Origin of the sequence: Falsihalocynthiibacter sp. CO-5D18 (assembly GCF_041205445.1) — a bacterium.
In the GTDB taxonomy this organism is placed as follows: Bacteria; Pseudomonadota; Alphaproteobacteria; order Rhodobacterales; family Rhodobacteraceae; genus Falsihalocynthiibacter; species Falsihalocynthiibacter arcticus.
The window spans coordinates 25,400-37,417 of the sequence record NZ_JBGFCF010000003.1; the positions used below are offsets into that span (position 1 = coordinate 25,400).

Annotated in this window: 11 protein-coding genes; 4 read left to right on the plus strand and 7 right to left on the minus strand. The window is 53.0% G+C overall.

Going from position 1 to position 12,018, the window contains the following annotated elements; genetic code table 11:
* Nucleotides 1-2: 2 nt before the first annotated feature.
* The 5 genes from AB9F27_RS04865 to AB9F27_RS04885 all read right to left on the minus strand — a co-directional run bounded on the left by AB9F27_RS04865 (nt 3) and on the right by AB9F27_RS04885 (nt 5,507).
* The gene (locus AB9F27_RS04865) at nt 3-794 is read right to left on the minus strand and encodes a hypothetical protein (RefSeq protein ID WP_335586361.1); all 792 of its coding nucleotides are present in this window, start codon (nt 792-794) and stop codon (nt 3-5) included.
* A gap of 27 nt (nt 795-821) precedes the next feature.
* Nucleotides 822-1,547, minus strand: coding sequence for a glycosyltransferase family 25 protein (locus tag AB9F27_RS04870; protein WP_335586360.1), 726 nt, complete (start codon nt 1,545-1,547; stop codon nt 822-824).
* Nucleotides 1,548-1,765: 218 nt separating this feature from the next.
* Entirely contained in the window at nt 1,766-2,569 is an 804-nt protein-coding gene (locus AB9F27_RS04875; protein WP_335586359.1) for an FkbM family methyltransferase, read from the minus strand.
* Nucleotides 2,570-2,819: 250 nt separating this feature from the next.
* Complete coding sequence (locus AB9F27_RS04880) at nt 2,820-4,631, minus strand: ABC transporter ATP-binding protein (RefSeq protein WP_369757595.1); 1,812 nt, start codon at nt 4,629-4,631, stop codon at nt 2,820-2,822.
* Nucleotides 4,632-4,748: 117 nt separating this feature from the next.
* A complete protein-coding gene (locus tag AB9F27_RS04885) occupies nt 4,749-5,507 on the minus strand; it encodes an FkbM family methyltransferase (protein WP_335586357.1) in 759 nt (252 codons plus the stop codon).
* A gap of 549 nt (nt 5,508-6,056) precedes the next feature.
* Here AB9F27_RS04885 and AB9F27_RS04890 point away from each other — a divergent pair.
* Complete coding sequence (locus AB9F27_RS04890; RefSeq protein ID WP_335586356.1) at nt 6,057-6,578, plus strand: transcription termination/antitermination NusG family protein; 522 nt, start codon at nt 6,057-6,059, stop codon at nt 6,576-6,578.
* A gap of 173 nt (nt 6,579-6,751) precedes the next feature.
* On the opposite strand, the gene AB9F27_RS04895 is transcribed toward AB9F27_RS04890, so the two are convergent.
* On the minus strand, nt 6,752-6,913 hold the full coding sequence (locus AB9F27_RS04895; protein ID WP_335586355.1) for a hypothetical protein: 162 nt from the start codon (nt 6,911-6,913) through the stop codon (nt 6,752-6,754).
* Between the two features lie 542 nt (nt 6,914-7,455).
* Between AB9F27_RS04895 and AB9F27_RS04900 the strand changes: the two genes are divergently transcribed.
* Both AB9F27_RS04900 and AB9F27_RS04905 read left to right on the plus strand, forming a co-directional pair.
* Nucleotides 7,456-7,806, plus strand: coding sequence for a hypothetical protein (locus tag AB9F27_RS04900; protein WP_335586354.1), 351 nt, complete (start codon nt 7,456-7,458; stop codon nt 7,804-7,806).
* Complete coding sequence (locus AB9F27_RS04905) at nt 7,803-8,432, plus strand: DedA family protein (RefSeq protein WP_335586352.1); 630 nt, start codon at nt 7,803-7,805, stop codon at nt 8,430-8,432. Before AB9F27_RS04900 ends, AB9F27_RS04905 begins: the two co-directional genes overlap by 4 nt.
* On the opposite strand, the gene AB9F27_RS04910 is transcribed toward AB9F27_RS04905, so the two are convergent.
* The gene (locus AB9F27_RS04910; RefSeq protein ID WP_369757611.1) at nt 8,429-11,335 is read right to left on the minus strand and encodes an error-prone DNA polymerase; all 2,907 of its coding nucleotides are present in this window, start codon (nt 11,333-11,335) and stop codon (nt 8,429-8,431) included. The genes AB9F27_RS04905 and AB9F27_RS04910 overlap by 4 nt on opposite strands.
* A 59-nt stretch (nt 11,336-11,394) precedes the next feature.
* Between AB9F27_RS04910 and AB9F27_RS04915 the strand changes: the two genes are divergently transcribed.
* The gene (locus AB9F27_RS04915; RefSeq protein ID WP_335583874.1) at nt 11,395-11,583 is read left to right on the plus strand and encodes a hypothetical protein; all 189 of its coding nucleotides are present in this window, start codon (nt 11,395-11,397) and stop codon (nt 11,581-11,583) included.
* Nucleotides 11,584-12,018: the final 435 nt, after the last annotated feature.

The window sequence follows — 12,018 nt, forward strand, 5'->3', positions numbered from 1 at the left end:
ATTTATAGTGTCCATTCCCTTGATGCAAAGGCGGCCTCGAGTCCATCTAAGTTTGGCAGGAGATCTGCGGGCATAAACGTGTTGATTTTCTTCAGGCGCGTCGAAACGGGTCTTTGCGGTAAGCCCACCTTGTCGAGAATAGTATCAACCGTTTGTTGGTGTAATTCGGGCCGCTCCAAGCGGTCTTGGTTGTTGATCATAAAATACGGAATTCCCTCAACCAGAGCGTTTTCATGCTGCAATTGTCCGCGCTGCCTTTCGTACTTAGAAATGAATTCAGTAGTGGGTATGTTCAGGGTCGCCCTTTCTTTGATGTCATCTAATTTGTGATTGCCCCCTCGTGCCTCTGCTAAATAGTTCGGCACGATCATCCGGACGATGTTGCTGCGCTGGAGGTGCACGGTAAACCACCCGTCATCAACGAGGGCCATAAGAAAACTTTGCGTATTGACTAGGTGGGTGCGATTCAGATCAAGATGCTCGGGCATAACATGAATAATGACGTTTTCGCCACGGTTCCTTTTACCCATTCGACGCACATATCGCGTCGGCCAGAGGACTTGACGTGTGACTGTATTGAGCACCTCGCGATAGCCGGTGACATGTCCGGTAGAGCACATCAAATGCTCAAACAAGGGCGCCCTCAAGCGCCCTTGAACATAGATCAGGATGTTTTTCTTACCTGCACGCGCGGCGGCTCCTCTGAGGTCGGCGGCATAACACGTCATCTCGCGCCCGCGCAGGACAAGCTTAGTTCGGGTTTTTAAAACGGATATGTCGGCCTGAAAGTCCATTTGAAGGCCTATTATAGCATTTTCTAACTAGGATAGTTCCTTCCATTCTTTGCTAATACGGGGAACAGGCGGAGGTAAACCCTGAACCCAATCAGGAAAACGCGACATTTGACGATTGCCCCACTGAAGTGCACGTCGTCGTAGCAGTGCCTTGGCTGATAATTTGCGTGCCATTTCTCTCGACGTTTGGATTGCACTCGTTTCACCTGTGTGGAAGAAAATTGGCGAGAAATGCGGGCTGTCCCCTGCACGTTTCTGAAAAAAATCTGTCCAAGCATCAGCAAATCGGACAAAAGGAGTATGGAACTCTTGTACTTCTTGCGCAAATTCTGGAGTTACCAAGTATGCTGCTGACCCCCAGAAATCCATTCGAGGATCAATTTTGTAAAGGCCATCATCAATCTCTTGACCTCTGAATGTGAATACAGATGACTGTGCAAGGTGTGTAAACTCCAGCCCTAATTCAGCAATATGTTTGACGGTCTTTAGCGACTGGTCGTCAAGAGATATGTCGTCTTCCAATATTAGGGCCGAACGACGCTCCCTTATGATGATCGAATAACATTCCAAATGGGAAAGTGTACATCCCAACTCCGCGGGGGTTAGTGGGTCTAGCCCTTTCGTCAGGCCGGGGGCAATATGGCGAAAGTATTCACCAGCATCCATCTTAGCGCCCCAAGTAGGAGGTACTCGCCGTACGCCCAGCGATTTCTCTTTATCGGTCAATTCATCACAGATTTTTAGGATTAACATTCATTTTTCCAATGCGTCATATTCTTAGGAAAGTGGAGTTTCGCGCTTCTATTGGTTCTGATTGCCGTACTGTACTAAGCTGCACTAATGCCAATGCTAAATGTAAAACAGGCTGTGCAAGGTCCTAAATCGTCCCAATGGTATTCTTTACAAATTGCGATTAAGGCAAAAAAGCATGGATCGCTTCTAGAGTGTGTTACCATCGAACTTACGCCGTTTTAGTCTTTTCTCAAGGACTCGTGGGGGGCATCGTTCGATTGCTTTCGAAGCGACAAGAGCTTCTCCCCGCCGGCATTCAAGATCCAGCGGTCTCGGCTAAAGTTTCGAAAAAGTTCAGTGCAGCCTGGTACCATCCGGTCATGCAATTCGATAAAGACGGCTTCAGCTGTACTTAGGGTCTTGTCGGAGTTTTCGAACAGGTCCTTCTCGCTGCCTTCTATGTCGATTTTGATAATGCCAATGCGCATACTCGGATAACGCGCTGCGATTTCAGGGAGCGACACCGTCTGAACGATTTCCATGCTGCTGCAACCTGTGTCGCTGGCCATGATTGAAAACCCCCATTCCCCTGTGCCATGGTCTACGAGCTCTAAGGATTGGCCCGCCTCTGTATGCAGGGCAGCGTTGATCGGCACAATCCGATCAATCGCAGAAACGTTGCGCAATAGCATTGCATAATTCTGAGAGGAGGGCTCGATTGTGATAATCGTCGCAGCGGGATACATGCGCGCGAGTTGCAGCGCTGCTGTTCCTATATAACCACCAGCATCAATGATTAGGCCCGAGAAGTCCTTTGGTAGCAAATCTGACAGAATGTCGAACTCAGTGCGAAGGTTCTGAAATGCGACTCGCAGATCCGATGTGCCCGGGCGCACATAGATATCTTGGCCACCAACGCAAACTTTCATCGCTCCGGGAGCACTCAGCCTTGGAAGTTTCAGCCTATATTTCAGATAAGGGCCATAACCGATGATCGGCCCGTCTCTGAAAATGCTTTGAATAAAGCCATATAGTCGTTTCATGCCAGTTATTTCCCTTATTGATACAAAATCAAAGCTTTGAGCGCTGTCTGCGCTAAGCTTCTGGCGCGACTAGTGTTCCTATCTTTTTCGTACCATATACGCAAAACGCCCTTTTTGATTCGCTATTTCCCGTTTGAATTAGAGCCCAAAAAATAGCTGAGACGAGTAGGTTCACTGTATCTTCACTTGGGTGATGTGTCGTGCGTCAACAATTGAGTCTTTTTCGAACACCGGCCGGGTTGGATCAAAGTCATACAACGCGAGCAATACGTTGGAATGCAGCGTTCTCGAGCATGAGCGTGTCCCATTCCCCCACGCCCGTTATGCGTCCGTTTTCCATTACGACGATCCGGTCGCAAACCTTCACGGTGCTCAAGCGGTGGGCGATCATCAGGATTGTTTTGTCGCCAGGCAGCGTTTCGATTGCTGCCATAACTTCCCGTTCCGTCATGTTGTCGAGGGCACTGGTTGCTTCGTCGAACACGATCAAATCAGCGTCATTGTAAAGCGCGCGGGCGATCCCGATGCGTTGACGCTGGCCGCCGGAAAGGCGCACGCCACGCTCGCCCACATGTGTCGCATAGCCCTCTGGCAGTTCCTTCATTGCAAAGTCGTGTATCTGGGCGATCCGTGCCGCGCGCTCAACTTTGGCCTCGTCGATGTCCTCTAGGGGCAAACCAAAGGCGATGTTTTCTGACAGGCTAGCATCGATTAGGAATATGTCCTGCGGCACGTATCCCACGCTTTTTTGCCACGCACGGAGGGTCTTGGCGGTGATGGCGCGCCCATCGGTATGAAGAGTACCCTGTTCGGGCACGAGGAGGCCAAGGATAACATCGGCCAACGTTGTCTTTCCGGCACCGCTGCTGCCTACGACGCCAATCCGTTCGCCAGCATGGATTTTGAGGTCAATTTCGGACAGCCCTTGCCGCTCGGCTTTTGGATAGGTGTAGCTTATGCTCTTTAATTCAAACGTGTTCTTTAGGCCAAGTGGGGCGGGCTTGTCTCGCTGGATTTGCAAGGGGGAGCCCGAGTTCAAATCTTCGTACACGCGGTCAAGCGCCGCTGCACCAGCTGTCATCTGCGTAACCGACATGAACATTTTTTGCAGCTCCGGCATCAACCGCTGTCCTGCGAATGCCAAGAGGCCAATGGTCGGGAGTAAGCCACCCAGCGCGTTGCGTTCTTGCAGACCTTGCGCATCCAGTATGACCAAGCTCAGGACTATAATCCCTCCGAAAGCTAAAATCTGGACCGCATAACGCGGCGCTTGCGAGATAACGCCCTCGCCAACCTGCGCTTTTGCAACCTCAAACGACGGGACGCTGAAACGGTCAAGATATGCCGCTTCTCGGCCGAGCAGTTTGATGTCCTTGATCCCGCCAAAGGTCTCGCCGGAAATCCGAAAACGCTCGTCGTTTGCTTGTGCGCGGCGCGTCCCCATACGACGAACGTATCTGCGCGAGGCGACCATTACTGCACCGTAGACCGTAACTAAAACTGCAATCGACACCGTGGCGACCATCGGGTTGACAATCAGGAGCGTGAAGACAACCGCGGCCACGGTAAGGGAGGCCGAGATGAGTTCCGCAACAGGCCGAATGAACTGCTGAGCAGCCTGCTGGGCTTCGCCGAGAATATTTGTCGACATCGTACCCGAATGGCGGCTCAGGAAAAACGCGTAGGGTTGTGCGAGATAATGGGCCATCAGACGCCGGCTGATCGCGTGGGTGCGCATCGACGTGAAATGCACAACCGTCCAAGTGTTCACGATCAGTAAAAGGTTTGACAGGAGGATTATCGTGATTGAACCGACCCCAAGAGCGAAGAGAAAGTTGTAGCTCGAGGAAAAGCCACCAACATCGTAAAGCCATGATAGTTCCGGCGTTTTCTGAATCATCTCGGGATCGGACAGAACCGCAAGAAATGGGAAAACCGAACCCACCATCACGGCAGAGCCCAGGGCGCTCACGATCATAATGGCCAGTACTTTTATGGCATTGCGTCTTTCCTGCGCGTCGAGGAGCGACCAAGCTTTGCGTAGGGCGGTTGTTTTAATCATTGGGTACCATGTGTCAGTTCTTGGTTTGCGTGACAGAAAAAAAGGGGGGTGAAGCTTAAGGCTGGTTGCATTTCGTTCTGTGATCGAAAAGCAGCCCTCTCTTGAAGAGTGAACACGTCAGTCGCCGTCAAACTGGTTTGGTGAGGAGGAATGAACGAACCAAGCGTCAAATCCAGATAAATGTTCCAACACTTGTTTGTAGCCTTTTGGTAAAAGTATCCGTCGCAGGTCTGCAAGGGCAGTTGGGTTGTGGTTGTGTTCGATTGCCATTGCACCAAAAGTGTAACGATCCAGATCTAGTCCCGCCAAAATATCGACCTCACTGCCTTCAGTGTCGAGACTTAAGAAATCAATGCGATCAGGCATGTCTGAAGCGGCAAAAATGTCGTTAAGCGTAATAGTTTCAACGTCATATCGCTTAATACGACTGGCGTCCACGGTATGGCCATTGGCACCTGAAAGGCGGGAAAATTCACCATCGTCCATAACCTCTTCAAACTGCAACTTCAGGCCGGATTTTGACGCGGCAGCGCGCGTTTCGAGGAAACTACTTCTCAACGCGCGGATACTGGCATGTGAAGAGATGTTGGGTTCGACCAATATTCCGGTCCAGCCCAGTTCCTTCTCAAGGACAAATGTATTCGAGATACGGCGGCCACTGCCCACTCCCACCTCAACGAAAGTTCCTCCATGTTTGCCTTTGCTCGCCAATATGGCGAACAAGTCCTGTAGCAATTGGCCATGTGTAAAATAAACGAATTCGAGGACGAGTTTGCTATCTTCTCTTGAAACGGAACCGGCAAGGCGCGTCGCCGCCAAGAGTCTGTCGACGACGGAATGTGGGTTTCGCTTGGTGGCCAGCGCACGAAAATTCATTCTATCTATGCGAATGGCGAGGTCTATTAATTTAGGGGAACTAAGCGCTCTCGCAGCCAAGTAAACCAAGGGCGCAACTAGGGTGTTTACCGCTTTTGATGCGCGTTTAAGGGCGAGTGCAGGCAAAATTCTATGTTCCTTATTCAAAGAAAGCGCCACGGACCTATTGCTCCTCAGCAACGGCTACCGCACCAGAGCTCGTGAGAGTCTAGGGAAGTTCCGGTGGAAAAATTGATCCGTTTATTAGCGGATGGACCAATTATGTTGCTTCAAAGATTTGAGTGCCCTCAGTTTGAGAGGTTCCCTAATTGCCTGAAGGCAATAACTTGTTCTGCGCGACAACAAAAGGGCAAAGCTGCGTGAAATCTTAGGTTTTTTCCCTAAGTTACAAGGGGCTTTCCCTTCCAATTCAACACAAAAATCTTGGCACGCAGGCCCAAAATTGATAGTAAATTATAGGTTCAATGGTTCAAATCAAAAAGGCCCGAAATGAATTGGGTTTATTTGGTTTTGTGTATGTTAAGTTTGATCGGCAAGCCGAGGGTGTAAGTGACGTCAATTTATAGAAATGAAGATTTACTGTGGTTCGCGGCGCAACTTAAGCCAAACGGTTTGGCAAATGCCCAGAGAAATTTGGAACGGCAGGGTTTTCATCCGTTTATGCCCCAACTTTCGGTAAGTCAGCGGGTGCGTAACCAGACGGTTAGCAAGATTGAGCCCCTGTTTCCTGGCTATATTTTTGTTGGTGTAACACCAGAGAGTGTGTCTTGGAGCAAGATTAATAGCACTTTAGGGGTTGTGAGGCTGGTCAGTGGGTTGAGTGGAAAACCTGCGGAATTGCCCGATGAGTTGATGGTGCAATTGTTTGCTCGCGTGAACAATCAGGGTCTCCTACAGCCAGCAAATGAATTACCCATCGGCACGAAAGTCACAATTTCTGCAGGGCCCTTTACGCAATGGGTCGCAGAAGTTGAAGTCTGCAAGAAAGGTGAACGCGTGGATGTTTTACTGTCGTTCATGGGGCGGCTTGTGCGTACAAATCTTTCGCGGCAAGAACTGAAAGCGATCTGAACTCCAGCGTGGTTAACTCAACAATCCTTTGCGCAACTTTTGTGCCATCTGATAAACCTGCCGATGGGTAGAAGGCCACCGTGTCACCCTGCAACACCCCGTCCGACACTTGTGTGGACAAGTCGTTGTTTTGGCCAATCCGAAGTCTCCTGTTCCAATGGCACCTTCAAACACTACATAGGTTGCCCATTTGTCTTGAACTCTAAAAAGACGCTCGCGGGGATGGTTGAAACGTCTTTCTCCTCCCAAACGATGATGCGCACTTCGACTCGGTGGCCGTGGCCCAAACTTCCGCGGGCGTTTTGGTCTTCATCAAAGCCAATGATCACGAGCACGCGTTGCTCCTCGACGCCAAGGGCTAAAAGCTTAGGGAAACCATAGGGCTCAATCCGTGTGGCGCTCCCAACCTTGGCTCTGGAAAGCCCCAATCTTCGATGAGGACGCAGTCGCCCTATGTGACGCGGGCCGCTTTTGTTGAGATTAGTTCACAACCACCTCTAGGTCGCTTTGGACGTCGCCGATTCCAATTATGGGTTTTCCAGCAGGAACCGTCATTTCGGAGTTCTGGATGACTTGTAATATCCGGCTATCAGCGGGGCATAGAGGGAGATCGTTTCCGCGCGCGCTTCGCCTTGTGTTGCGCTATCGAGGCCGCGAATTTTATGCGCAAGGTTTGTCATGCGACGGCTCGATTCATGGGCACCAAGTACGTGGTGGAAATCTTGAAATATCCTCTCATGGTTGCCTATATCGGTTGCGATGTGAAGGGGGAGGGAAGGGGGAGGTTGACGCCATAGTGATGCGTTCGTGGCTTTACCCTCCCTAAAAAAACTGAAACACTGCCGTAAATGTTGATTGGCTCAACAAGGGAGACGCTGTGCGTCGATTGTCTTATCTTTGGCGCGAACATCGTGTTTTGAGCCTCGCGTTTGTCATGGCCCTTGCGCTGACAACGGTTTTCCTGTTCCGCATTATTGTTGGTATGGTGTATTGGGCCGACCCGATGCATCAGGACCGTCCCTTAGAAATGTGGATGACTCCCCGCTATATTTCCATGTCGTTTGACCTGCCGCGTGAAGAAGTTCTTGATGCACTTGGGATCAAAGAAGGGGAACTGAAACGCCCCACGACGCTGCGCCGAATTTCTGAGCATACGGGTGTTGATATTAAGGACCTGGAAGCTGCGGTCGAAGATGCCGCCACCAAGTTCCGCGCGTCCCATCCATGACCGATCTCGTCTTCCAATGGGTTTTGAGCTACGGTATTTTAATCGTTTTTGTCACGACGTTTTTAAGCTGCCTCGCGATGCCGGTGCCCTCCTCTTTGATGATGCTTTCGGGCGGTGCCTTTGCCGCATCCGGAGATTTTTCCATCACAACGGTTGCTTTCGCGGCCTATGGGGGGGCGGTCGTTGGCGATCAGGCGGGGTATGCCGTTGGCAAGCGCGGGCGAGAGTGGCTTCAGTCCAAAATCCAACCGCACCCAAAACGAGCGGAGGTTTTTTCCAAGGCGCGGAGCTTTACGGAGAATTGGGGCGGACCGGGTGTTTTCTTGAGTCGTTGGCTTTTGAGCCCTCTTGGCCCCTATGTGAATTTTGCGGGCGGCATCGTGGAAATGCCGTGGCTTAGGTTTACGATTTGGGCGGCGCTGGGCGAGATTGTTTGGGTGACACTTTATGTGGGCCTTGGGTTTGTTTTCGCAGCACATATTGAAGAAGTGGCGAGCTTTTTGGGGAATACAATTGGGGTTGTGACGGGGCTTGCTGTCACAATCACCCTCGGGGTTGCCCTTTACAGAGCACATCCAAAATCGCCCAAACACACGCGCGAGGTTAAGGCCCGCGAAGGCGTTTAGCGCGCACTTTTTGGTGGGGTTAGGCGAGGGCGAATGAGCGCCATTGGATGCGCCCGCAGCGTCAGGCGCATCGAAACGTAATCCTCAACCACCTCTTCGCCTTCGCTCATTTTGCGCAGATGCACGGCAGGCTCAACAATGCCTTCGCCGTCCAAATCCCCAGCGAAAAGGGGCAGAGGCGCGTCGCCCTTGACGGCTTTGGCTTGCCACAGGGCCTCGCGGCGATTGAGGCCGAGGGAGGCAAAGGCGTCGGCTTCTGCGAGGATTTGGATCAGGCGCGGCGGCGTGCCTGCCCGTCGCCAGAGGTCGTCGACATCCAGATACCCGTTGCCCCGCGCGGCGGTGATCCAGCTTGCTTCTTCTTCGCGCATGGATTTGATTTGGCGAAACCCCAACCGCAACGCGAGGCCGCCGCGCCCATCTGGTTCCATCACGTTGTCCCAGAAACTGGCGTTGATACAGACAGGGAGCACGGTCACATTATGGGCGCGGGCGTCGCGGACAATTTGCGCAGGGGCATAAAACCCCATGGGCTGGGAGTTGAGCAGGGCGCAGGCAAAAATACCGGGGTGGTGGCATTTGATCCAAGCCGAAGCATAGACCAACAGGGCAAAACTCGCGGCGTGGCTTTCGGGAAAACCATAACTGCCAAACCCCTCGATTTGCGAGAAACACCGTTCGGAAAATTCGGTATCATAACCGTTTTTTGCCATGCCCTTAAGGAACCGCGTGCGAAAATTGCTGATGTTCCCGAGCTTTTTGAAGGTCGCGAGGGCGCGGCGCAGACGATCGGCCTCATCGGGGGTGAAGCCCGCGCCGATGATCGAAATTTGCATCGCTTGCTCTTGAAACAGAGGCACGCCGAGGGTTTTCCCAAGCACATCCCCCAGCGCGTCCGACGGAAAACTCACGGCTTCCTCGCCATTGCGCCGTCGAATAAACGGATGCACCATATCGCCCTGAATGGGGCCGGGGCGGATGATCGCCACCTCAATCACAAGGTCATAGAAATTGCGCGGTCGCATGCGCGGCAGGAAGTTCATCTGGGCGCGACTCTCGACCTGAAACACGCCAATACTGTCGGCTTTGCACAGCATATCGTACACGGCGGGGTCTTCGGCGGGGAGGGTCGCGAGGTTGAAATCCAACCCGTGGTGCTGCCCCATCAAATCAAATGCTTTGCGAATGCAGGTCAGCATTCCAAGGCTGAGAACGTCGACCTTGAGAATGCCAAGCGCGTCGATATCGTCTTTGTCCCAACAAATAACGGTGCGATCCTCCATGGAGGCGTTCTCGATGGGAACAAGCTCGTCAAGCCGCCCCTCCGTGATGATGAATCCGCCCACATGTTGTGACAGGTGGCGTGGAAAGCCCTGAATTTGATCGCAAAGATCAAGCGTTTGGGCGAGGTGGGGATCGCTGATGTCGAGACCGATTTCGCGCAGACGCTCCGCGCGCAAACCACCACCGCCCCAGCCCCACATCTGGCTGGAGAGGGCGCTGATCGTATCCTCAGAAAGCCCCATGACTTTGCCGACCTCACGAATGGCACGCTTGCCGCGATAATGGATGACCGTGGCGCAAAGGCCCGCGCGGTGACGGCCATAGCGTTCGTAGATATGTTGGATGACTTCTTCGCGGCGCTCATGCTCAAAATCAACGTCGATGTCGGGGGGCTCGTCACGGGCTTCGGAGACAAAACGTTCAAACACCATGGTGCCGATTTCAGGGGAAACTGAGGTGACGCCGAGGCAAAAACAAACAACGGAATTGGCCGCCGAGCCGCGCCCCTGACAGAGGATATTGCGCTCGCGTGCAAAATGCACAATGTCGCGCACGGTGAGGAAATAGGGCTCGTATTTGAGTTTGGAGATCAGGGTTAACTCGTGCTCCAAAAGGTCGTGCACCCGCTGGGGAGCACCGCCGGGATAGCGCCATTTGAGCCCCTCATAAGCGAGCCGCGCGAGACGTTGGCGGGGCGTTTCGCCCTGTGTGAGTTCACTGGGATATTCATAGCGCAACTCATCAAGAGAAAAGGTGCAGCGGGTGGCCACGGCTTCGGCGTTAAGGAGCGCCTCTGGGTGGTCGCGAAAGAGGTGCGCCATTTCGACGGGCGCGCGCAACCGCTGCTCGGCATTGCGCAGGGCTGCGTGGCCGAGATTTTCGACGCGCACCCCAAGCCGGACAGCCGAGAGGACATCCGCGAGACGGCGGCGCTTTCCGTGATGCATCATGGGGCTGGCGGAGGCGACCATGGGGATGGAAAGGTCTTGGGCGAGATGGGCGAGATGATGGAACCGTGCGTGGTCTTGGCCGTCATATTGCGGGGAGGCGAGCAGCGACACTTGGCCGGGGAAGCGGCGCGTCAGTCGGCGCGCCAGCGGCTGCCAATTATGCGCGCCGCGAAAGGGCGTGAGCGGTCGGCGCGCAGGGTGCAGGAGCATTTCGCAGCCCGCGCCCCACGCCATAAGGTCTTCAAACCGCAGCACACAGGCGCCTTTTTTAGCCCGCAATCGTCCGAGGGATAACAGGCGTGAAAGGCCCCCCCACGCCGCGCGATCCCGCGGAAAAACCGTGACGTTGACCCCCTCCTGAAGCACAATCAACGCCGCGGGCAATAGGCGCGGGATGGTGTAGATATCGGCGGATGGAGGCGCGGGAATCTGCGTGGGGCGCGGTGGCCCGATGAGGCCATGGGCAGCGTCAAAATCGCGACGCAATCCGACGTGGCGGGCTACTTCGCGGCATTCCACATGGGCGCGCACGATGCCCGCGACGGAATTTTCGTCCGTTATGGCAAGGGCAGGGATACCCAAATGCGCGGCACGGCGCACGTATTCCTCAGGGTGCGAAGCCCCTGTGAGAAAGGTGAAATTGGAGGTTATATTGAGTTCTGCGACCATGGCGATTCGCAGTATATTCATGTTTTGTTCTCACTTGGAGTCTAAACTGCCGAGGCTGTGTGGAAACGCATATATCTGCTAATCATCTTGAAGACTGTGTGGGCGATGATGATCTGGTTCGTGCCGCGGGCGCATTGGTTGATTTGGTCGATATTGATTTCAGCAATGAAGCCGCCATCGGAAAGCCGGTTGGCATCTGTCGGCCTGTTGAAATTGCCATCTTAAGCCGCACAGCCTCGGCCGATTGAGGACATTCATGCTCAATGCGGCCTTTGCGTTCAATGTTATGGGCGCTTAAACAGAAGCCCCCCTTGGCCACGGGGGATTGAATGGCAAAGGTTGATCACAAATATTGTGTTGATTTCCGAAGACTTGCCATACCTTATAACTGTCAGCTCTTTAGTTTGGTCCAATTCATTTTCTAAAATTCGTCTTTGAAAGCGAAACCATCGAGGTGCTGTCGCTGACATTGCAGGTACGTTGCAATTCCTCTTCTATCTCTAGTCAAGGTTGCAGGACCCCGAAAACACCAATCGGAGGGCTGGACCTCGGCTTCCGCGAAAAGATGTGGGGGAAAATGTGATACCATCAGCCACCCTATATCAGAAAAGTGTCGCACTTTAGAGATCGCGCATAGCGTTTTGTGGGATATACGGTTAAGTCACCCTTGTTTTCAATTGATT

Bases quoted from the DNA above. Each gene is read 5' to 3' on its own strand.
- AB9F27_RS04865 (WP_335586361.1), bottom strand. From the start codon at position 794: ATGGACTTTCAGGCCGACATATCCGTTTTAAAAACCCGAACTAAGCTT.
- AB9F27_RS04870 (WP_335586360.1), bottom strand. From the start codon at position 1,547: ATGTTAATCCTAAAAATCTGTGATGAATTGACCGATAAAGAGAAATCG.
- AB9F27_RS04875 (WP_335586359.1), bottom strand. From the start codon at position 2,569: ATGAAACGACTATATGGCTTTATTCAAAGCATTTTCAGAGACGGGCCG.
- AB9F27_RS04880 (WP_369757595.1), bottom strand. From the start codon at position 4,631: ATGATTAAAACAACCGCCCTACGCAAAGCTTGGTCGCTCCTCGACGCG.
- AB9F27_RS04885 (WP_335586357.1), bottom strand. From the start codon at position 5,507: ATGAATTTTCGTGCGCTGGCCACCAAGCGAAACCCACATTCCGTCGTC.
- AB9F27_RS04905 (WP_335586352.1), top strand. From the start codon at position 7,803: ATGACCGATCTCGTCTTCCAATGGGTTTTGAGCTACGGTATTTTAATC.
- AB9F27_RS04910 (WP_369757611.1), bottom strand. From the start codon at position 11,335: ATGGTCGCAGAACTCAATATAACCTCCAATTTCACCTTTCTCACAGGG.